Source organism: Alphaproteobacteria bacterium, assembly GCA_040905865.1.
Lineage (GTDB): Bacteria > Pseudomonadota > Alphaproteobacteria > UBA8366.
Genome location: JBBDQU010000061.1, coordinates 13341 through 34266, shown reverse-complemented (window position 1 = coordinate 34266; position 20926 = coordinate 13341). Strand labels below are relative to the sequence as shown.

The 20926-nt window shown below is 61.2% G+C and carries 18 protein-coding genes and 1 pseudogene; 8 read left to right on the top strand and 11 right to left on the bottom strand.

The features are described 5' to 3' along the window. Positions 1-100 precede the first annotated feature (100 nt). The 3 genes from WD767_13670 to WD767_13660 all read left to right on the top strand — a co-directional run bounded on the left by WD767_13670 (position 101) and on the right by WD767_13660 (position 3166). The gene (locus WD767_13670; protein ID MEX2617139.1) at positions 101-1066 is read left to right on the top strand and encodes a tripartite tricarboxylate transporter substrate binding protein; all 966 of its coding nucleotides are present in this window, start codon (positions 101-103) and stop codon (positions 1064-1066) included. 55 nt (positions 1067-1121) lie between these two features. Further along, entirely contained in the window at positions 1122-1556 is a 435-nt protein-coding gene (locus WD767_13665; protein MEX2617138.1) for a tripartite tricarboxylate transporter TctB family protein, read from the top strand. A 98-nt stretch (positions 1557-1654) separates the two neighbouring features. After that, complete coding sequence (locus WD767_13660) at positions 1655-3166, top strand: tripartite tricarboxylate transporter permease (protein ID MEX2617137.1); 1512 nt, start codon at positions 1655-1657, stop codon at positions 3164-3166. A 21-nt stretch (positions 3167-3187) separates the two neighbouring features. On the opposite strand, the gene WD767_13655 is transcribed toward WD767_13660, so the two are convergent. The 6 genes from WD767_13655 to WD767_13630 form a co-directional block, all read right to left on the bottom strand. Continuing rightward, a complete protein-coding gene (locus WD767_13655; protein ID MEX2617136.1) occupies positions 3188-4693 on the bottom strand; it encodes an EAL domain-containing protein in 1506 nt (501 codons plus the stop codon). Between the two features lie 93 nt (positions 4694-4786). Beyond that, the gene (msrP, locus tag WD767_13650; GenBank protein ID MEX2617135.1) at positions 4787-5755 is read right to left on the bottom strand and encodes a protein-methionine-sulfoxide reductase catalytic subunit MsrP; all 969 of its coding nucleotides are present in this window, start codon (positions 5753-5755) and stop codon (positions 4787-4789) included. A gap of 86 nt (positions 5756-5841) precedes the next feature. Then, positions 5842-6618: a fumarylacetoacetate hydrolase family protein gene (locus WD767_13645; GenBank protein ID MEX2617134.1), complete on the bottom strand. Its 777-nt coding sequence runs from the start codon at positions 6616-6618 to the stop codon at positions 5842-5844. Further along, a complete protein-coding gene (locus WD767_13640; GenBank protein MEX2617133.1) occupies positions 6615-8639 on the bottom strand; it encodes an elongation factor G in 2025 nt (674 codons plus the stop codon). The genes WD767_13645 and WD767_13640 overlap by 4 nt, the downstream gene beginning before the upstream one ends. A 178-nt stretch (positions 8640-8817) precedes the next feature. After that, positions 8818-9756, bottom strand: coding sequence for a 2-dehydropantoate 2-reductase (locus tag WD767_13635; GenBank protein ID MEX2617132.1), 939 nt, complete (start codon positions 9754-9756; stop codon positions 8818-8820). Positions 9757-9771: 15 nt separating this feature from the next. Further along, the gene (locus tag WD767_13630; GenBank protein ID MEX2617131.1) at positions 9772-10974 is read right to left on the bottom strand and encodes a pyridoxal phosphate-dependent aminotransferase; all 1203 of its coding nucleotides are present in this window, start codon (positions 10972-10974) and stop codon (positions 9772-9774) included. Between the two features lie 342 nt (positions 10975-11316). Between WD767_13630 and WD767_13625 the strand changes: the two are divergent. Further along, positions 11317-11517, top strand: a pseudogene (locus tag WD767_13625) (chromate transporter). 53 nt (positions 11518-11570) lie between these two features. Beyond that, positions 11571-12197, top strand: coding sequence for a LysE family translocator (locus tag WD767_13620; GenBank protein ID MEX2617130.1), 627 nt, complete (start codon positions 11571-11573; stop codon positions 12195-12197). Positions 12198-12216: 19 nt separating this feature from the next. Here WD767_13620 and WD767_13615 read toward each other — a convergent pair whose 3' ends face one another. Further along, complete coding sequence (locus WD767_13615) at positions 12217-12957, bottom strand: sulfite exporter TauE/SafE family protein (GenBank protein ID MEX2617129.1); 741 nt, start codon at positions 12955-12957, stop codon at positions 12217-12219. A gap of 69 nt (positions 12958-13026) precedes the next feature. On the opposite strand from WD767_13615, the gene WD767_13610 reads away from it, so the two are divergent. Then, positions 13027-13797, top strand: coding sequence for an SDR family NAD(P)-dependent oxidoreductase (locus tag WD767_13610; GenBank protein MEX2617128.1), 771 nt, complete (start codon positions 13027-13029; stop codon positions 13795-13797). A 27-nt stretch (positions 13798-13824) separates the two neighbouring features. Here WD767_13610 and WD767_13605 read toward each other — a convergent pair whose 3' ends face one another. Both WD767_13605 and WD767_13600 read right to left on the bottom strand, forming a co-directional pair. Continuing rightward, positions 13825-15018, bottom strand: a complete 1194-nt coding sequence (locus WD767_13605; protein ID MEX2617127.1) for a mandelate racemase/muconate lactonizing enzyme family protein — start codon at positions 15016-15018, stop codon at positions 13825-13827. Between the two features lie 28 nt (positions 15019-15046). Further along, positions 15047-15790, bottom strand: coding sequence for a sulfite exporter TauE/SafE family protein (locus WD767_13600; protein ID MEX2617126.1), 744 nt, complete (start codon positions 15788-15790; stop codon positions 15047-15049). A gap of 121 nt (positions 15791-15911) precedes the next feature. Between WD767_13600 and WD767_13595 the strand changes: the two genes are divergently transcribed. Next, positions 15912-16727 carry a sugar phosphate isomerase/epimerase family protein gene (locus WD767_13595; protein ID MEX2617125.1) on the top strand — a complete coding sequence of 272 codons (816 nt, stop codon included), beginning with the start codon at positions 15912-15914 and terminating at the stop codon, positions 16725-16727. A 187-nt stretch (positions 16728-16914) separates the two neighbouring features. Further along, a complete protein-coding gene (locus tag WD767_13590; GenBank protein MEX2617124.1) occupies positions 16915-17313 on the top strand; it encodes a gamma-glutamylcyclotransferase family protein in 399 nt (132 codons plus the stop codon). A 131-nt stretch (positions 17314-17444) separates the two neighbouring features. Here WD767_13590 and WD767_13585 read toward each other — a convergent pair whose 3' ends face one another. Both WD767_13585 and WD767_13580 read right to left on the bottom strand, forming a co-directional pair. Then, positions 17445-19019, bottom strand: coding sequence for a hypothetical protein (locus tag WD767_13585; protein MEX2617123.1), 1575 nt, complete (start codon positions 19017-19019; stop codon positions 17445-17447). Positions 19020-19386: 367 nt separating this feature from the next. Beyond that, positions 19387-20778 (bottom strand): lipopolysaccharide biosynthesis protein, encoded by a 1392-nt coding sequence (locus tag WD767_13580; protein ID MEX2617122.1) that lies wholly within the window; start codon positions 20776-20778, stop codon positions 19387-19389. Between the last annotated feature and the right edge of the window lie 148 nt (positions 20779-20926).

The following is a 20926-nucleotide window of genomic DNA, read 5'->3' as shown; positions in this document are numbered from 1 at the left end:
AGCATTACGCCGACCATTACGGTCGCGTCGAATTCGAAAATTCAAATGGTCGCCTCGGCTCATGAGCCGTGCGACGACCGGTCATCAACGGAGGAAAACCATGAAAAGATCAATCGCCTTGATCGGCATGTTCTGTGCCGCGCTTGCCGTATCCGGGCTTGCCCCGGCGCAGGCGGCCTATCCTGAAAAGCCGATTACCATCATCGTCGCCTATGGGGCAGGCGGCGGCACCGATGTCGGCGCGCGCCTGGCGGTGCCGTTTCTTGAAAAATACATGCCGGAAGGCACCAAGTTCGTTGTCGTCAACAAGCCGGGCGCCGGCGGCGAAGTCGGCGGCACGGCGATCGCCACGGCCGAACCGGATGGCTACACCATCGGCTTCTTCAACCTGCCGAACATGATGATGAAGCCGCATGAGCGCAAGACGCATTACACGGTCGACAGTTATCAGCCGATCGCCAACATGGTGTACGATATCGCGACGCTGGCGACGCTGCCGAACAGCAAGTACAAGACGCTGGCGGATGTCGTGGCGGAAGCCAAGAAGCGCCCCGGCGAAATCACCGTTTCCTCCGCCGGAACAGGATCGAACACGCATCTCGACGTGATTGCATTCGAGAATGCGGCCGGCATCGATCTGAACCACGTCGCTTTCGATGGTGGCGCACAGTCGCGGAATGCGCTGCTGGGCGGACACACGGAACTGTTCGCGACAGCGCTGGGCGATTCCGCGCGGTTCCATGAGGCAGGCGAAATCCGCGTGCTCGGCGTCATGAGCGCGGAACGGTCCGAACTCCTGCCGGAAGTCCCGACCTACAAGGAGCAGGGCTATGACGTACGCGGCGGCTCCGCGCGCGGCCTCGTCGGTCCGAAAGGCATGCCGATGGACGCGGTGAAAATGATCGCGGAAGCGGTCAAGAAGGCCAATAACGATCCCGAAATGATCCAGAAGGCCAAGGACATCGGTCTGCCGCTCAGCTACGCGGGAACCGAGGAATACACAAAGATGATGCACGATTATAATGCCGAGATCGCCAAGATCTGGGCCAATACACCCTGGAAATAGGCGGCTTCGGAACATCTGAACCGTCAGCAGTCATCAACGAGGGGGAGTCACCGGTATGAACCGTGCAGTAGCGAATATCTTCGGTGCAGGCGTATTGCTTGTGGGAGTCGCCTATGCATGGATGCTTACCGGTGACTTCGAACAGGACGCCGCAAAGAACTATCCATACGCCGTCCTGGCCTTTACCGGCGTCGTCGCCACTCTCTGGTTGTTCCGCTCCATCGCGCGGTTGCGCGCCGGGCGTGGCACCGGAAGCGGCGAACCAGCGCTTGGGACGATTGGCGGGTATGCCGCGCTGGCCGGTACGCTGCTGTATGGCGGGCTTGTCGTCTACTTCGGCTATGTCGTGCCGTCGGTGATCTATCTGGCTGTCGCGGCGTATTTTCTCGGCGGGCGGCGCTGGGGACTGATCGGCGCGATTGCCGTACTGTTCCCGCTGGCGCTTTACACATTTCTTGTCTACGGATTCGACCGGCCGCTGCCCTTCTGATCCGTCGAAAAATACTGTCCCGATATAATGTCGCAGGACGGGCCGGATTAGAATGCAGCGCCAGTATTCAACACGAATGGTGAGGTAATTAGACCGAGATGTTCCAACATCTGCCTGACATACTGTCCAATGTCTTTGGCTTTTACAGCCTGACGGCAATGGTCCTGGGCGTCCTTGGCGGCGTTGCCGTGGGCGCGATGCCGGGCGTCAGCGCGACCATGGCGATCGCCATGCTTTTGCCGCTGACATATGCAATGGAACCCATCACCGGTCTCGGCATGATCGCCGGCATTTATGCCGGTGCGATATACGGCGGCGCCATTCCGGCGATCCTGCTGCGCATTCCGGGCACGCCGGCGGCCATCGCGACCACGTTCGACGGTTACCCGATGTCGCAGCAGGGCCAGTCCGGCAAGGCGCTGGAAATCTCCTGTTACTCTTCCGCGGTGGGTGGAATGGTCGGCGCCCTGGCGCTGATCCTGATCGGCCCGCCGCTGTCCCGCATTGCGCTGTCGTTCGGCCCGCCGGAAATGTTCTGGGTCGCCTTCGCCGGCATCTTGTCGCTGGCGCTGCTGCTGGGCGACGATGCGTTGAAGGGGCTGATCAGTTCCGGTATCGGCCTGTTCCTCGCCTGCGTCGGCACGGACCTGACCACCGGGCAGGAACGCTACGCCTTCGGCGCGGTCGAACTGGTCGGCGGGCTGGATATTGCCGTCGTCCTGATCGGCATGTTCGCGATTCCGCCGACACTGGAAATGGCCGAAGCTAGCCTAAAAAGCGCCGACGTCAGGTCGCTCCCCGTCATCAACCGGGCAATCGGCTTCTTTTCCGCCGCGCGTCAGTTCTGGAAAGTCTGGGTGACCGGATCGGTTATCGGCATCCTCGTGGGCATCCTGCCGGGCGCGGGCGGCAACCTTGCGGCGATCATTTCCTACAACGAAACCAAGCGACGGTCGAAAAATCCCGAGGAATACGGCACCGGCAAGCCCGACGGTGTCGCCGCCGCGGAAAGCGCCAACAATGCCGATTGCGGCGCGGCGCTGATTCCCGCGCTGACGCTGGGCGTACCGGGGTCGACCGTGGCGGCGCTGATTATCGGCGCGCTGACGATCCACGGCATGGTGCCGGGGCCGCAGCTGCTGCGCGACCAGCCGGTCATCGTCTACGGCCTGATGTACCAGATGCTGTTTACCGCCTTCCTGATCATCCCGCTGGGCGGTCTGCTGGCGACGCGGGTATTTGCCCGGGTGCTGCTGATCCCGCCCTACATGCTCGCCCCGCTGATCATGGCGCTCACGGTGGCCGGCGTCTATTCGATCAACAACAGCACCTTCGATATCGGCGTCCTGTTTGCGATGGGCCTGCTGGGTTACGTCATGGAAAAGCTGGGCATCCCGCTGGCGCCGGCGTCGCTGGCGCTGATTCTGGGCCCGCTGCTGGAAAAGAACCTGACGATTTCGCTGGTGATATCGCGCAACGATCCGACGATCTTCTTCACCCGGCCCGTCTCGCTGATCATTATCGCGATCATCGTGGTCATGGTCGGCACCCCGCTGATCAAGAAATACGTGCGGTCGCGCAGGCTGAAGGGCACGATGGAGATCGACTGAAGCGAATCGCGCGGCGACGCTTCAGCCGGCGGCGGCCGGGCCGACGGCGTAACCGATCCCGAGATCCTTCACGAAGGCGCGCTGGTCGGGCGACTGCACGTCGACCGCGACCAGTTGCACCCCGGCGTTGCGCCAGACCTGCAGCAATTGCGACACCAGGTCCCGGCCTTCCGGATTGTCGCATAGCCGCTGCAGATAGGTGGCGGTCACTTCGACAAAGGCGCCGTCCAGCGGCGCATCCGTTACCGCGTTGGCGAACCGCGTCAGCCAGACGCTGTGCCCGCGTTGCAGCAGCTTCAGCAGGTTCTGGAAACCGGGCAGCGACTGTTTCGCGAGGTCGAGCGACAGCGCCCGGAAACCGATTGTCGCGGGTGTAACGGCGGCGACCTGCAGCATCTGCGTCACGCTGGGAACGAAGGTGTCGTCCGACAGCGCCGCGGCGTTGACATCGATAATCACCGGAACCGGGGTCTGGCCGGTTTTCCGGGTCGCGGCGATCTCCAGCACGGCCTCGCGCACCATTGCCAGGTCATGCCGCAGCGTCAGGCCGGGATAGTCGCCCAGAATGAGGCGCTGGCTGGCCGCCACCGGCTTACCATCCACGATCAGCGTGCCATGGATGAGGTGCAACGCGGTGACTCCATCGGCCAGGGCGACGACGGGATAATGCGCCAGCGCGATATCGCCGGCGTCCAGCGCCGCCAGAAGCCGGGTCTTGCTGAGCTCGATCTGATCCATGACCCCGGTCAGGCTTGTCGCGCCGCCGCCGAAGTCGTCATCATCGTCATCGTCGCCCAGGAAGGAATTGCGGATATGCGCCAGGGCGGTCCGCACCGATTCGGTTCCCTGCGCCGGCGTATCCAGGGCGAGGGTCCTTGTCCGCAGCCCCAGTTCGTCGGCGCCGATGCCCATGGCCTCCGTCGCGGCGGCGACGTCATCCACGATGTCATCCATATCGCTATCGGCGTCGTAGACAACGGCATAGCTGCTGTTGCCCAGGCGGCCGACATTGCCGTCGATGGCGTGGCCGCTCAGTTTTGCCTCGATCGCGGTACGCAACTCGTCCATGCCGTCCTTGCCCAGGCGCCCGGTCACCGCCGGATTTTCCAGCGCCGCGATGCTCAGCATCATCAGTTCAATTGGCTTTTCTGGTGCGTGGTCAACGAGATAACTGACCGAATCGAAATAATCGACCCAGATCATCGACGGCGGGCGGATCGTTTCGGTCATCGCCGGGACGAAATGGAACCACCAGCGACCCGGCTCGGCCGGCCGGACGGTGAGATGGCATTGCGAACGCCGGCCCCGCAGGCTGACAAGCGTAATCCCGGTGATCCGGCCTTCGGTATTGCTGGCCCCCAGGGAGAGGACTTCGCTGGCGAATTCCTGCTGATCCCTGGGAAACAGGCGGTGGAGGTTGGCGGCCTCGAGATTCAGGGGCAGCATTGAGCGAACGACATCGGGCGCGCCATCCGCCTCAAAGATAGCGCCCGATTTTTCGACCAGAACCGAAAATTCGCCTTCCACCGGCCAAATTCCCCCACGCCGTCGTCTTCGCCACGGGGATTATGCATGGCGATGCGTTAAAGACCAGTTTATCAAGCGTCACGCGGAGCCGCCCTACATGTACAGCTTTTCGCCCTTCATGTCCTTGTACAGGTCGGCGACGAATTCCGTATAGCCGTTATACAGCAGGGTCGGCACCCGTTCGTCGGTGCCCAGCACGCGCTCGTCGGCCTGGCTCCACCGGGGATGCGGCACTTCCGGGTTCACATTCGCCCAGAAGCCGTATTCGGCGCCCTGCAGCTTTTCCCAGTAACCGACCGGCCGTTCGTCGGTAAAGGTGACACGGACGAGCGACTTTATGCATTTGAAGCCGTATTTCCAGGGCGTCACGAGGCGCAGCGGCGCGCCGTTCTGCCGGGGGATCGGCTTGCCGTACAGCCCGGTGGCGATAAACGCCAGCTCGTTGGTCGCCTCTTCGATCGTCAGCCCTTCGGTATAGGGCCAAGGGTACCAGAATTCCTGCAACCCCGGCATGGTTTCCTTGTCCGCCTGGGTCTGCATCGCGACGTATCGGGCGCCGCTCAGCGGCCGGGCGAAATCGACCAGCGCCTTCATCGGGAAGCCGGACCAGGGCACCGCCATCGACCAGGCCTCGACGCAGCGGTGCCGGTACAGGCGCTCCTCCAGCGGCATCCTGCGGATCAGCTCGTCGAAATCGACGGTCATTTCCTTTTCGACCAGCCCGTCGAATGTCACGGTCCAGGGGCGGATTTTCAGCGCCTGCGCGGCTTCTGAAATCTGCTTGTGGGAGCCGAATTCGTAGAAATTGTTATAGGTCGTCGCCCATTTTTCCTCCGTCACCGGGCGGTCGAGCCGGTAGCGCAGGTTCTGCATCACCGGATACAGATCCGCTGTGGGATCGGCGGCGGGGTCGTCCGCGGCGAACCCGGGCAGGCCGGACGCCGCGAGAAAGGCCGGCGCCAGACCCATCGCCTTCACCAGTTCACGCCGCCGCAGGAAAACGGATTCGTCCGTTGCCGCCGATTCCGGCAGTTCCCATCCCTTTTTCCGGATCACATGCATAGCGTTCTCCTTTTCCGTCGGATTGCCCTGTTACCTTAATCTAGGGGCAGTCCGGCCGTGCACCAAATCAAAGAGCGGTGAGGGAATTACGCGAAGGTGATTTCCACCTGTCCCAGCGTCCCGAAATCCGCGACTGCCGTGCTGCCGGCGGGGGCGTTGAAAATGCCCATCGTGCTGCCGGTCGTGACCACATGGCCCGCCTCCAGCGCGATGCCGCGCCCGGACAGGAAATTCGCAACCCAGGTCAGCGAGTTGCGCGGATTGCCGAGTACGGCGCTGCCGACCCCGGTGACGGCGTACTCGCCATCGACCCGCAGTTCGACCTCGCTGGCCGCCAGGTCAATACCCTGCCAGTCTTCGACGCCGGGTCCCAGGGCCAGGGCTGCGTTGGCGCAGAAATCGCCGATAATGCCGCGTGCGCCATGGGCGAATCCGTCCTTCACCCGGACATCGACGACTTCCATCGCCGGATGCATGGTGGCGACGGCCGCCGCGACTTCCGCATCGGTATAGGGTTCGGCGCGCGGCGCCAGCGTCTTCGCCATGCGAAAGGCGAATTCGCATTCGAGGCCGCGACCGGATTCAGCCGGCAGAGCGACGCGCATCGGCGAACTGGCGATATAGGGCTCGAACAGCGGACCGCAGGCCGGCGCGGTCGCGTTCATTTTCTTCATGATCTCGTCATTGGTCAGCGCCGCCTTCCAGCCGACGACCGGCGCGGTCATTTTCGCGGCGATGCGGTCCAGCACCGCATAGGCTTCATCGACATCGGCGGGAAAGCTGCCGCCCGGGAAACTGTCCAGAATCGTGTTTCCCAGTCTTGCGCCGATCAGGGCGGCGGCGGCCTTGTCCATGTCGATCATCCGGTTTCCTTCCTTGCTTCCAGAACCTGGCTGGCTTCGCGCCCGGCCAGTTCGTTCAAATGGTCGAATTGCCATTCATAGGACCCGATCCCCTGCGACAGCGACCGCAACTCGACGATCAGGTCGTGCAATTCGGATTGTGGCATATAGGCATCGATCTCGTCCCAGGATGTCCAGCCTTCTTTTGGCGTAAATCCGAGAATCTGCCCGCGCCGGCGCGATATCACGCTTTGCGCATTGGCGGTGAATTCGTTCGGAATCGACACCGTCACCTTGCAGACCGGCTCCAGCAGGACCGGCGAACACTGCGGCAGGCCGTCCTTCATCGCCAGGATGCCGGCGCGCCGGAACGCCATGTCGGAACTGTCGACCGCATGGGCCTGACCGTCGAACAGGGTGACGGACAGATCGACGACGGGAAAGCCGAGCGGCCCTTCGGTGAGATATTCCTTCACCCCCGCCTCGACCGCCGGAATATAGTTCTTCGGCACCGAGCCGCCATGGATGACTTCGTCGAACCGGAACCCGTTGCCGCGCGGCAGCGGCTTGATTTCGACCTGCACATCGCCGAATTCGCCGTGGCCGCCGCTCTGTTTCTTGTGCCGGGCATGCTGCTTTACCGGCTTGCGGATGGTTTCCTTGTAGGGAACCTTCGGAATTTCCGTCGTCACCGAAACATTGTAGCGGTCGCGCAGTTTTTCCGTCGCGACCTGCAGGTGGATATCGCCCTGGCTGCGCAGCAGCATCTGGTGCGTTTCGGGGTCGTGTTCGACAACCAGCGACGGGTCTTCCTCGACCAGCCGGGTTATCGCCGCCGACATCCTGACTTCGTCGTCACGCTTTTCGGGGTGAATGGCCAGCGCATAGACCGGCTTCAACGGCTCGATCCAGGCCATGGCGCCCGCCGCGATACCGTCCGGGGTCAGCACGTCGCCGGTCCGGACGTTTTCCATCCGGCCCAGCGCCACAATCTCGCCGGCTTCCGCCTGGCTCAGCTTTTCCTGGCTGTAGCCCATCAGGCGGCACAGGCCGCCGACCCGGTTGTCGCCGAAATGCGCGCCGTCGCGGACCGTGCCCCGCCAGATCCGCGCCAGCGACAGCTTTCCGGCGCGCGGCATGTGAAAGGTCTTGAATACCTGCGCCAGCGGATCGCCATCGGCGTCGCCGAGTCGCGCCAGGGTTACCGACGGATCGGGGGTTTCGTGCCGCAGCGCCTTCATCAGCCGCAGCACACCGGCATTCTGCTCCGCCGCGCCGATGAAGACCGGCACCACCGTGTTTTCCTGCAGGTCCTTGGTCAGATAGGCGTAGATCTCGTCCCTGGGCGGAACCGAATCCTCCAGCAGGGCTTCCAGCAGCGGATCGTCGAAATTCGCAAGCTCTTCCAGCATCTCCTGCCGCGCCTCGTTATTGACGTCCTGCATGGCCTCGGGAATTTCGATCAGGTCGGAGCTTTCGCCCGGCTTGTAGGCATAGGCGCGTTCGGACACCAGGTCGACATAGCCTTCGATCCGGTCGTCCTTGCGGATCGGCACATGGCGCAGGATCAGCGGCCGGCTGGAGGCGCCCTGCAGCGATTCCAGCACCGCCTGCACCGGCACATGGGCGTGATCGACCTTGTTGATGAAGATCATGTGCGGAATGTCGTTCGCATCGAGGAAATGCAGCAGCGGCTGGACCGCATGCGCCCGTTCCGGTTCCGGGTCGACGACGACCACCGCGACATCGGCAACCTTCAATGCGCTGTAGGTATCCTGCATGAATTCGATGGAACCGGGGCAGTCGAGAAAGCTCCAGCGTTCGCCCAGAAATTCGGCGGCCGCCGCCGAGATTTCGGTGCTCATGCTGTGTTTTTTCGCTTCCGGCGACGCATCGCCGACGGTATTACCGTCCTTGACCGAGCCTCGGCGGTGAATCGCGCCGCAGGTGTGCAGCAGCGCTTCCATCAAGGTGGTTTTTCCGGTGAGGTAGGGCCCGACGATGGCGGCGCAACGCGGGGCGGATGGCGTTTTTCCAGGCATGACTGACTCCCTTGCGGTTTGTCTCGGCCTTTATGACGCTCCGACACTCCCGAAGCGTCGCTCCCTGAATGTGCTGGTATAATTGTCAGGGGTCGCCATGGTCATGGCAAGGGAAAAACTGTGGGGTATACCCCGCCGGACGCCGCGCAACTGCCCGGAACGGGGCGAAGTCGCGGAATTACCTGTCAGAAACCTGTTTCGGCGGACCGTCCAGATACGGCGTCAGCGCGGCGCACAGGAAGGATTGCGTCGGCGTCGGAATGCCCATTTCATAGCCCAGCCGCACCACGGCGCCGCCCAGCCGCGCCATCTCGATGCGCTTGCCGTTCTCCAGATCATGCGCCATGGAGGCGACCATTTCCGCCGGCATGCCGTCCCACAGTTTCATGCGGTCCTCGACCACGTCATCCGGCAGGTTGACGCCCCTGGCGCGACCGACGGCGGCGGCTTCCTCCATGCAGGCCCGGAACATGTCGCGGGTTTCCGGGGTGGTGCGCAGCGGGCCGTTCGGCAGCCGCGTCAGCGCCGTCATGCTGCTCAGCGCCGACAGGAAAATGAACTTCAGCCAGATATCGACCTCGATATCGTCCGACAGCTTGATGTTCAACCCGGCTTTTTTGCAGGCCTGCTCCAGCGCCACGGCACGATCCGACCGCGTGCCGTCCTGTTCGCCGATGGCCATGAAATGAAAAGCGCCGGTCTGGGTGACGACGCCGGGTTCGCTGATATAGGTGGCGACGCCGACCATGCCCGCCAGCACCCGGTCGCGGCCGAATACGCCGTTCAGGATGTCCACCGCCTCGACGCCGTTCTGCAGCGACACCACCGTCGTGTTCGGGCCGACGAGGGGACGGCAGGTTTCGGCGACCGTTTCCGTGTCGTACAGCTTCACGGCGAACAGCAGGTAATCCGGCGGGTCCAGCGTGGCGACATCGTCCGTCACCCGGGCCGGTTTGATCAGCAGGTCGCCCTCCGGCCGGGCGATGCGCAGACCCTTGTCGCGAATGGCGTCGCGGTGCGCGCCGCGCGCCACGAAGGTGACGTCTTCACCGGAAAGGGCCAGCCTTCCCCCGAAATAACCACCGACCCCGCCGGCGCCAAAGGCAACAATCCGCATCGTTCCCGCCCGCCCTCAGCGCAGCGACGCGCAGGCGCGCTGGATACGCTGGCAGGCGTCTTCCAGCACATCCGTGGCGAGAGCGTAGGATATGCGGAAGAACGGCGACAATCCGAACGCCGCGCCGTGCACGGCGGCGACGCCTTCGCTTTCCAGCATGTAGATGACGAAATCCTCGTCGGTTTCGATCACCTTGCCGGCAGGGGTTTTCTTGCCGATGACCCCGGCGCAGGACGGGTAGACGTAGAATGCGCCGACCGGGGTGCGGCAGGTCAGCCCGGCCGCCTGGTTCAGCATGGAAACGACCAGATCGCGGCGTTCCTGAAAAATCCTGTTGTTCCGTTCGATATGGCTCTGGTCGCCGTTCAGCGCCTCGACCGCGGCCCACTGGCTGATCGTCGAGGTGCTGGTGATGCTCTGCGACTGCAACATGTTCATCGCGTCGATCAGCACCTTCGGCCCGGCGCCGTAACCGACCCGCCAGCCGGTCATGCAATAGGACTTGGAAAACCCGTTCAGGGTCAGGGTGCGGCCGAACAGCTGCGGTTCCACGGCGGCGAGCGTCGCGAATTCGATGCCGTCATAGCGGATATGCTCGTAGATATCGTCGGTCAGCGTCCACACCTGCGGATGCTTCAGCAGCACATCCGCCAGACCGCGCAGTTCCGCCGGCGAATAGGCCGAACCGGTCGGGTTGCTCGGGCTGTTCAGCACCAGCCATTTTGTCTTCGGCGTGATCGCCGCTTCAAGCTGTTCCGGCGTCATCTTGAAGTCCGCTTCGGCGGAACATTCGACAAATACCGGTACGCCGCCGTTCAGCCGCGCAAGGTCGGGATAGGTCACCCAGTAGGGGGCGGGCACGATAACCTCGTCGCCGTCATCCACCGTGGCGGTGAAGGCGTTGAAGATGATCTGCTTGCCGCCGGCGCCGACGGCGATCTGATCGGGCGTGTATTCCACTCCGTTCTCGCGCTTCAGCTTGGCGGCGATCGCGCGGCGCAGTTCCGGCAGGCCGGCCGGCGCGGCATAGCGTGTCTTGCCGGTATCCATCGCCACCTGGGCCCCCTTGCGGATATGTTCCGGCGTATCGAAATCCGGCTCGCCGACCGCAAGGCCGATCACGTCGCCGCCCGCCGCTTTCATTTCCTGCGATTTCGTGTTGATGGCCACGGTCGCGGAAGGGCTGATACGGTACAGGCGCGAAGCGAGAAACGGCATGATCTTTACTCTCGGTAAGTGGGGTAGCGGCCAACCCGGCCACCGGGCAAACGCCGAGGACACTACGCCCATCGGAAATGGGTTTCAACGACGAAGGATCAAATGTGGCCATGTTGTTTTCGCGGCCCTGAATTGCCCATAATCTTTCCGATTTCAGGCCGGTATCCAAATGATAGTCTGCAAAAAGGCGCATACGCATGCGGCGCGGGCGTAATTTGCGGGGGGAAATAGCACAATATGACTGAAATGAATCAAGATAACCCGGGCGCGGCGCGGCAGTCCGTCGCGACGGTCTTCCTGACCTTCCTGGGGCTCGGCTTCACGTCCTTCGGCGGGCCGGTGGCGCATCTGGGGGTGAACGCGGCGGTGGTCGGGCTGCTGCTCGCCGCCCTGTACAGCCCGGTCTGGACCAGCGGCATCCTGTCCGCCGCCGACTTCGCGCTCGGCATGGCGGCATTCACCCTGCTGGTGTTCTGGAAACTGCCGCCCTGGCTGGTCGTCCTGCTGTCGGCGGCCGGGGGATGGGCCCTGCACGCCCTGTAGCGTAAGGTTCCGGTCAAGCATCGTTTCGGAACCGGCAATTCAGAAGGCCACAGATGCCGGAAACAGCCAATCTCCTCGCCTTCATCGCGGCGTCGGCCCTGCTGGGCGTCACGCCGGGGCCGGATATCGTCTATGTCGTCATGCGCGGCGCGGCGCAGGGACCCCGCGCCGGGCTGGCCGCCGCCGCGGGGCTCTGCACCGGCATCATCGGCCATATCGCGCTCTGCGCCGCCGGGCTGTCGGCGATCGTCGCCGGTTCCGCCATGGCCTTTACACTCATCAAGATGGCCGGCGCGGCCTATCTGATCTGGCTCGGGGTTGCGATGTGGCGCTCGCGGGGCAGTATCCACCCCGGCGGCGACGCCCCGGCCCAGCCGGTCGCGGGAATCTACCGCCAGTCCATCGTCATGAACCTGCTGAACCCGAAGGTGGCGCTGTTCTTCCTCGCCTTCCTGCCGCAATTCGTGACGCCGGACGGTGCGCCGGTCGCCCTGCAGCTTGCCGTGCTGGGGCTGATCTTCATGGCCGTGTCGTTCGTCGTCATGGGCGCGGCGGGGCTGGCCGGCGGGCAGGTCCGCCGCCTGCTGGTCCGCGGGGGCGGCGTCGGGCGCTGGCTGGAGCGAGCCGCCGGGACCGTCCTGATCGCGCTGGGCGTCCGGCTGGCGATCCAGAACCCGTAGCGCCTGTCCGCGTATCCACCTATCCGATCAGTCCGATGATCCCGGCGCAGCACAGACAGATCAGGGCGACTCTTCGGTACCACACCTCGCTGGATCCGCGGAACAGGCGCGATCCCGTCCAGGCGGCCAGCATATAGGCGGGCAGCAGGATCGCGGCCGTCAGCAGCGCATTCGCGCTCACCAGGCCGGAAAACAGCATGATCACGACCAGCGCGGCCAGTGTGACCGCAAAATAGCCGGTGACATTCGCGCGGGCGGCGGCGCCGCTGCCCTTTCCCGCCAGCATGTACAGCATCACGGCCGGCATCCCCAGGCTGGTCGCCGCCATCATCGTGCCCGATATCGCCCCGACAAGGGCGGTTACCGGCGCGCGCCGTTCGCCGTGATAGCGCCACCCCGTCGCCAATATGACCACGAAGGCGAGCACCGCCAGCGAAATGGCGCGGGACATGGACGCCGCGTCGACCGTGACCAGCAGCCAGCTTCCCAGCGGCATGAAAAGCGCCGCGACGAAGCCCATCTGCAGGACGAAACGCCATTGCACGTCGCGCCGGACACCCGGCAGCAGCTGCGCGGTCACGACAATATCCAGCAGGATGACGATGGCGACGGTCTGGACGGGGCCGTACAGCAGGGCGAAGACCGGGGCCATCATCATGCCCGAACCGAAGCCGGCAAAGCCGCGCAACAGCCCGGCGGCGATGACGGTCGCCAGCGCGGCCAGCAGGGTGAGGTCGAAAAATCCGGGAAGCATGGGCATGGGATGGCTATAGTCGGTCGCAACGGCTGGGACGCTCAGACGTCCACGGGACGAAACAGGGGATCGGGGATGACGGAATTCAAAGGTCGGTCAGTTCTTATCACCGGCGGCGGCAGCGGGATAGGGGCAGCCACCGCGAGGCTCATGGCCAAAGGCGGCGCTTCGGTCGCGCTGGCGGGCATCCCCGAGGCGGGCATTGCGGCGGTGGCCGCGGAAATCGGGGGTACGGGCGGCAGGGCAATCGCGATTCCGACGGATGTCACCATTGAAGGCGACATCGAAGCGGCGATCGCAGAAACCGCCGCGGCGTTCGGCCGGGTGGACTGCGTCGTCGCCAATGCGGGGATCCAGCGGCACCGGACCGACGTGAATCTGCCGGAACTGGACATGGCGGAATGGGAGCTGACCCAGGACGTCAATCTGCGCGGCGTCGTGCGGACCTGCAAGCACGCCCTCGCGCAGATGCTGCGCCAGGGCGGCGGCGGAGCCATCGTGATCGTCAGTTCGATCACCGCGCTGAGCGGCCGGTCGGCGAATGTGTCCTACATGACCGCAAAAAGCGGGTTGCTGGGGCTGAACCGGCATATCGCGGTGCATTACGCCAGGCACGGCATCCGCTGCAACGCGGTGTGCCCCGGCGCGCTGGAACAGACGCCGGACTGGGACGATCATCCGAACCCGGCCCGCCGCCGGGAGACGATGGAACGCGCGATCCCGCTCGGCCGGCTTGGCACGCCGGAGGATATCGCGCCGATGATCGCCTTCCTGGCCTCGGACGCCGCCCGTTATGCGACCGGCGGGCAGTTCGTCGTCGATGGCGGGATCACCGTCGCCGCCTGACAGTTGTCGCGGCAACAGCTTGCCGGGTTACACGGGACCGGGCTTCGCCGCAATCGGCGGGTGCTCCCTGATGGCGTCCTCATTGACTTCCGCCCCCCAGCCGGGTCCGGTCGGCAGCGTCATGTGCCCGTTTTCGACCACCGGTTTCTCGGTCAGCAGGTCATACGCCCAGGGCACTTGGATGTAATCCATTTCCATGACGCGGAAATTGGGCACCACCGCGCCGAAATGGGCGCTGATCAGCGTACCGACGGGGCCGGCGTAATTATGGCTCGCCACGTTGATGTCATAGGCATCGCTCAGCGCCGCCATGCGCAGCGAATCGAGGATGCCGTTATACATGATGTCGGTGATGACCACATCGACCGACTGGTGGTCCAGGAAGGGGCGAAGCTGCTTCATCCCGGTCAGCGTTTCGCAGGAGGCAATAGGCGTTCGCGTCCCCTGGCGCACCTGGGCCAGCGCGGTGGGATCGAAGTTGTCGACCTCCAGCCATTCCAGGTCCAGCGGTTCCAGCGCCCGCGCCAGCCGCAGGAAGCCTTCCATGCGGAAATTGAAATTGGTGTCCAGATGCAGCCCGACACCGGGCCCGGCCCCTTCACGGAAGGCGGACATATGGTCGATTGCGGCCCGGATCACGGCGCGGGTGGGATTGCGGTCCCGGTCGCCATTGCCGCCGACCCATCCCGGCCCGTACATATAGGGGATGTCGCGGTCGAACATGAGGATATTGGTCTTCAGCGCATGAAAACCGGATTCCTTCACCTTCCGGCCCAGCTTCACGACATCGTCCAGCGACCGGAGCGGTTCCTGCCCGATCACTTCCCAGTTGTTTGCGTGATACGTTCCGCAATGCGACCAGTAGGCGCGGATCGGATTACGGATCGCGCCGCCCAGCATCTCGTATACCGGAATGCCCAGCGCCCTGGCCTTGATATCCACCAGCGCGTTTTCGATGGGGCCCTGCGCCCGCGCCGCCGCGCCAATCGCGACGCCGTAATTGCGCCGGCGGACCTCCTCCATCAGCGGCACGACATTCCGGGGGTCGCGGCCGATCAGGTGCTGCCCCATCATGCGGATCAGCGGCGCGATGATTCCGCCGACATTGCCTTCGGAAAAATCGGCCCAGCCGGTCAGCCCTTCATCGGTGCTGATCTTCAGAAAGTTGAAATTACGCCATCCGGCGCCGGCGACAAGAATGTCGACCCCTGTGATTTTCATTGTGTTTTCCCCCTGAAACAGGCGGGGCTCAGATCAGGGCCCGCCCGGCGATATAGATTCCGAGCGCCAGTAAAGCGCAGAAGAACACTTTACGGAAGACTGCTTCGGACAGGCGCCGCCGAATTCGCTGACCGGCCGCCATGCCGACCAGCGCCGGGATGACGGCGGCAAGCGAGGTTGCGCCCAGCTCCAGGGTGAGAAGCTGCCGGTCGCCGAGGCACAGCGCCAGCGCCACGGTGGAAACCGTGAACAGCACGCCCATCGCCTGGACCAGCACATCGCGCGGCAGGCCCAGCGCCTGCAGATAGGGTACGCCGGGCACCACGAAGGATCCGGTCATGCCCGTCAGCACGCCGTTCACCGCGCCGATCAGCGGAGAAACGACGATTTCCGCTTTTCCCGGCGCCGGCACCTGCGACCGCAGCAGGTTGACGCCGGCATAAAGCGCCAGAACGCCGCCCAGCACGGCCGACATGATTCGCGCGTCCGCCGCCGCCAGCACCGACACGCCGAACCAGGTGCCGATACAGACCATGACCAGCATCAGCCAGAGCCGTTTCAGGATTTCCGTCAGCGCGCCGCCGACCAGCCCCTGCCACAGATTGGTGACGAAGGACGGAAACAGCAGCAGCGCCATCGCCGGCTTCAGCCCCAGGGTCGCGGTCAGGATCGCCAGCGACACGGTCGGCACGCCCAGCCCGATAACGCCCTTGACCAGCCCGGCCAGCAGGAAGGTCAGTCCGATAATGATGGAGGTGTCGATGGTGAGCATGGGCACGGAATATAGGGCAATCCGCCCGAATGATACTTCGTTGCCGACCGAATTGTCACGGGACCATTGATCGCGAAGGGCGAAGCGGTACTATGCATCGCGGCACAGGGGGGGCGGAAAAATGAGCGACATCAGGGACCGGATCGGCATCGACACCGGGAACAAGCTGCCGACGGAAGACGCGGTCGAATGGGCAATCGCGAACGGCGTGCGCTATATCGATACGCGGATCGACATCGCGCCCAACGCGCTGGAGCGGTTTACCGAACCCGCCTGCGCCGCGATCCGCGAACGCTGTGCCGAAACCGGCGTGACCCTCGGCCTGCATACCTTATCGGCGGTCAACATCGCCGAAGTCTCGCCCTTCCTGCGCGACGCCGCGGACGAATACCTGCGCGCCTATATCGATGCGGCGGCGCGGCTGAACGCGGCCTGGGTGGAGGTGCATGCGGGCTATCACTTCACAGACGACAAGCCGCTGCGCATGGCGGCGGGGCTGGAACGGCTGAAGCGGGCCACCGGCTACGCGGAGGAGAAAGGCGTGCAACTGCTGCTGGAAAACCTCAATTGGGAGCCGGACCGGGCGGAAGTGCATTACCTCGCCCATAATGTCGAGGAATGCCTGTACTATTTCGACGCCATCGATTCGCCGGCGCTGCGCTGGTCCTTCACCATCAATCACGCAACCCTGGTGCCGGAGGGCATCGCCGGGTTCCTCGACGCCATGCCGGTGGACCGGCTGGGCGAGGTACGGGTGGCCGACAGCAACGGCGAATACGAACGGCACATGCAGCCGGGCGAGGGCATCGTCGATTTCACCGACATGTTCGCCCGCGTCGAGGCGACCGGCTTTACCGGACATTACATGTGCGCCTTCGGCCCGCTGGACGCGATGCTGCGCGGCCGTGACTGGATGGCGCAACGGTTTCCGAACTGATCCATGTCAGCCATGGCGAACCGGCGTCCGACGTATTGCGCCACCGGATCGAGGAAGAACTGCACTGGTCCTGCCCGGCGCCGGATTATCGCGACCGGGTTATGCTGGACTGCACCGCCCGACGGCGGATAAAAAAGGATATGGGCAGCTTGGCCTGCCGTCCCTATTTCGCCGTGGGGCCGCAACGATGGCTGAACACCTGTTTGTATACGGATCGCTGCGCCGGGGCGCCGGGCATCCGATTCACCGGATACTCGCGCGCCACGCGACGCCGCTGGGCCCGGCGGTCTGGCAGGGCCGGTTGTACCGGATCGGCTGGTATCCCGGCGCCGTGGCCTCGGACAACGCCACGGACGGCGTACGGGGCGACGTGTACCGGCTGCGCGCGCCGCGCCTGACCCTGCCGCCGCTGGACCGTTTCGAGAACTGCGGCCCCGGATTTCCGGTCCCGACCGAATTTGTCAGGGAACGCCACGCGGTGCGCCGCCCGGATGGCGGTTTCCTGTCGGCGTGGATCTACGTGTATCACCGGCCGGTGAACGGGCTACGGCGGATTGCGGGTGGCGATTTTTTAGCGAGGAACTGACGTGAGTGCGTTGCAAACGATACAAGTTCGCTGACTGGGGTGTCCTCTTAACCTTCTTGACCCCGGAGCGGTGACTGTCAGCCGATTACTGTCTCTGTACAACCTGTCCGATTTTCCGAGACCACCTCAGGTTAACTATCCATCCAATCCAAATATTTACTGAAACGAGAAACAAGAAATGGTGCCCATATTGACGAATGGGTATGTTTCCGGACCCCCAGTTTAGTGAAAAAATCATAAAACATGATTTGACGTTTTAAGGTAACGAAAACTTCCTTTGCATCTTTCCGCATTCGAATATTTTTTATCATTAACTCCATATCGGCCCGCTTTTTTGAACGAAAATCCCGAACATATCCATCCGGTACTATTCCTCGAGTCGATGGAATAGCCGCCACTTCAGAATTCATATGTTTTAGACATTCCATCTGCATCCAATTTTCGAGGTAGTATTTAGGGTCGAGTGAAAGGGATTGAATTAATAAGGGGTAATATATATATGGCATACAGGGTACATGACCAAATTTCTTAAAAAGCAAGAACCAACTTCCTATATTTCTCCGGGTATGATTGAAAAGAAAAAAATAAGTCATTCGGTGAGGTGAATTAGGATAAAGCGCAAGTTCCGCACGGACTCGTTCAAATAATGGCGAGGTAACAAGGCGAGAGTCGAGGAAACTTTTTTTCCCACCGCAAATTAGCTGTGCTAAAAAGTCAGTATTTGAGTAATTAGAAATCGCACTTGGGTTATGAACAAAGAAATGTCCATTTATTGTTACATCACCAACGATCCCATCGTAGATCATAGCTCCCTCAGGAATATTGCGCAACAGATGCATAACCCATCCATGATATTGAGATTCATAGGAGATTAAATCATCTTTTAATTCGGTATCTTTCAAAATTCTTTCACTGTTCGGTAACGGGTTAGTGAAAATTTCCTGCCCGAGACGATGTGCTACTTCCTCTGCGATTAACGTATCCTCATCCATCCCGCTATTGTTCAGAGCTACTTGAGTTGCGTATGTTACCGACATATCTATACTATTTGCAGCGACTGCAATCCGGCGAGAATCGTGACCACCTGACAAGAAAATAATTTTTTGCTTCTGGTGGTTTTTAGTAACATTCATCGATTCAATCAATAAATTGTTATTTTCCTTAATATACTGTTTCTTATCAAGAAATAACGGTGTTTCGGGCGACCATATATCAATTGTTTTGACAGTGTTAAATGTTAATAAGAATTTTTGCCCCCATCGCGCACGAGAAATTTGAGTGACGACCGTCTTCGTTCCAAGAATATCTCCGAGAGTTAAAAGTTCATCCCAAGCGTCAAAATTTGGCGTGATGGACTTCAAACAATTCTTGAGTAAATTTAGCGAAGAGGAGAATAAAAAACTACCATTCTCTTGTGCATAATAAAGTGCACAGAAACCAAAACGGTCTGTCCCGATCAAAATTTCATTTTTACCTTTATCAAATAGCACATAAGTGTAGTAACCAAACGCCCTGTCAAGAATGCTCGGATCACTCAGTATTTCCCCATCAGAAAAATCCCATATTACTCCCTCATAAACAATTTTGTATCTTCCATTTTCTAGTACTGTCGCGCAACTGTCATACTGCAGATCAAAATTAGAGAATATCACGCCAAACGCTGATTCGCCACGCTCAAGCGGCCGCCAAGAACCTTTAAAATCCATTTGTCATCTCATTCGATGTAATTTGTCATAAAGACAACTTAGAGCATTATACTAATTATAATGCAAAACTAATTCAATATTTTTTCTAGTGAAGTTTCCAAATACTATAACTTACTTATAATTGTTTTAATTTAATTGATGCAACAAACTTAATAGTAGTCTTTAAATTCAACCGAATAAAAAAGATACCAAGCGAAGTCTATTATGTACCTGATTCCTATGTCTCGTCGCGAAAGTGATGGAAATAACGAATATGGTTCATACCGAATTTATTGCATTGCGTACATAGGCTGTGGGGGTTTTAACCATGATGCGAATGCACTAGTTCTTCGCACCATGATTAAACTATGCGGGGAACGTCTATGTACTATCCGCGCACGAACTGAAACAGCTCCATGCATTTCTGCCTCGCGAGCAACAGGATCAGGATGCTGTAAACGGCCGCACCCGTCAGGACCAGCATCGCACATGCGGCTAAATCACCCAATGGCACGGGAAAATAGCTGCGCGCCGCCACGACCGCCGCATACATGGCGATTGCCGCAAGCAGCGGACGCCACAAGACAGCCAGCAGGTCCGGCAGGCCGAATCCGATTACCGGACGGACCAGCAAAAGATTCATGACCAGGGAAATTGGCGTCGCGACGAGCCAGCTTACACAAACACCGTCAATGCCCCAGTTCGACCCCACCATCAGCGCGACCGCCAGTACGACAATGTTGTTCAGGATCAGCCGGCATGTGAGGAACGGCCTTCCGGTGGCGTTGATGGATTCGAAAATGGGGCCCGTCGCCATGCGCAAGGGCAGCATGATCGGCAGGATGGTCAGCGGAAACAGGGCTGCGGACCATTTGTCGCCCAGTATCAGATGGACGATTTCCGGCGCGATCGCGGAGATGCCGAAAAAGACCGGCACAACGAGAATTAGCAGGTACGATATCGCGGTCCGCAGGTATTTCAGAAGCTTCTCCCGGTCGTCCTGAACCTTGGAGAATCCCGAAAGGGAAACCTGGTTCATGATCTGGCTCAGCTTCTGCTGCGGCATGGAGGCGAGATTGAAGGCGACGGAATAGGCCCCGAGTGTCGCGGTGGAAAAAAGTTTGCCGATGATGAAGACGTCCATATGGCCGAAAAGCCATGCCAGAAGACGCAGGACCAGAATGCCGCCGCCGAAGCGAATCTCCGTTCGCACATTGCGCAGGCGGAACCGCGGCAACCCCCTGTACCGTGACGCGAGGTTCACGCCGATCACGCGGCACGTGACGGCGATGATATTTCCGAAGACCAGCGACCAGACGCCGAAACCGTTCAGCGCAAAAAGCAGCGACCCGAGCCCCGCCGACATTTGCGCAACCATCTCGACAATTGCGAGGCGCTTGAACCGCATATCCCGGATCAGCAGGTTCCGCGGCACGATCAGGAATGCCTCAAGTACGAATACCACGGCGAGAACGGACAGGATGAGTTGCAGCCGGGGCTCGGAAAAAACCGACGAAATGGCCGGCGCGAGAAGCAGAAGGATACCGATGATGGCGACACAGCAAATCACGACCAGACCGTGGATTTCCCGGATCTTGTCGTCTGTCAGCGTTTTCGCCTGAATCAGGGCGGGCCCCAGGCCGCTCTCGCTGACGAGCGTAAAAAAGCTGATAAAGGCGGCGGAAAGGGCAATCAGTCCGTAATCTTCCGGCGTCAGGATCCGGATGACGATGAGCGTCGTGCCCCATGTCACTGCCTGTGAAATTACCCTGCCGAGCAATGACCACCGAAGCGCGCGTGATACATCAGATCCAACAGACAACGGTGTTTCCCCAGAAGCGCACGATTAAAACCAGCAGGCGAGCGGAATTTTCCCAATTCCACCAATGAATTGGCGGGCCTTGCCGAAAGCGTGGCAAATTAATCCC

Bases quoted from the DNA above. Each gene is read 5' to 3' on its own strand.
- WD767_13585 (MEX2617123.1), bottom strand. From the start codon at position 19,019: ATGGATTTTAAAGGTTCTTGGCGGCCGCTTGAGCGTGGCGAATCAGCG.
- msrP (MEX2617135.1), bottom strand. From the start codon at position 5,755: ATGCATGTGATCCGGAAAAAGGGATGGGAACTGCCGGAATCGGCGGCA.
- WD767_13615 (MEX2617129.1), bottom strand. From the start codon at position 12,957: ATGCCCATGCTTCCCGGATTTTTCGACCTCACCCTGCTGGCCGCGCTG.
- WD767_13640 (MEX2617133.1), bottom strand. From the start codon at position 8,639: ATGCCTGGAAAAACGCCATCCGCCCCGCGTTGCGCCGCCATCGTCGGG.
- WD767_13595 (MEX2617125.1), top strand. From the start codon at position 15,912: ATGAGCGACATCAGGGACCGGATCGGCATCGACACCGGGAACAAGCTG.
- WD767_13600 (MEX2617126.1), bottom strand. From the start codon at position 15,790: ATGCTCACCATCGACACCTCCATCATTATCGGACTGACCTTCCTGCTG.
- WD767_13605 (MEX2617127.1), bottom strand. From the start codon at position 15,018: ATGAAAATCACAGGGGTCGACATTCTTGTCGCCGGCGCCGGATGGCGT.
- WD767_13670 (MEX2617139.1), top strand. From the start codon at position 101: ATGAAAAGATCAATCGCCTTGATCGGCATGTTCTGTGCCGCGCTTGCC.
- WD767_13610 (MEX2617128.1), top strand. From the start codon at position 13,027: ATGACGGAATTCAAAGGTCGGTCAGTTCTTATCACCGGCGGCGGCAGC.
- WD767_13645 (MEX2617134.1), bottom strand. From the start codon at position 6,618: ATGATCGACATGGACAAGGCCGCCGCCGCCCTGATCGGCGCAAGACTG.
- WD767_13665 (MEX2617138.1), top strand. From the start codon at position 1,122: ATGAACCGTGCAGTAGCGAATATCTTCGGTGCAGGCGTATTGCTTGTG.
- WD767_13620 (MEX2617130.1), top strand. From the start codon at position 11,571: ATGCCGGAAACAGCCAATCTCCTCGCCTTCATCGCGGCGTCGGCCCTG.
- WD767_13590 (MEX2617124.1), top strand. From the start codon at position 16,915: ATGGCTGAACACCTGTTTGTATACGGATCGCTGCGCCGGGGCGCCGGG.
- WD767_13630 (MEX2617131.1), bottom strand. From the start codon at position 10,974: ATGCCGTTTCTCGCTTCGCGCCTGTACCGTATCAGCCCTTCCGCGACC.
- WD767_13635 (MEX2617132.1), bottom strand. From the start codon at position 9,756: ATGCGGATTGTTGCCTTTGGCGCCGGCGGGGTCGGTGGTTATTTCGGG.
- WD767_13660 (MEX2617137.1), top strand. From the start codon at position 1,655: ATGTTCCAACATCTGCCTGACATACTGTCCAATGTCTTTGGCTTTTAC.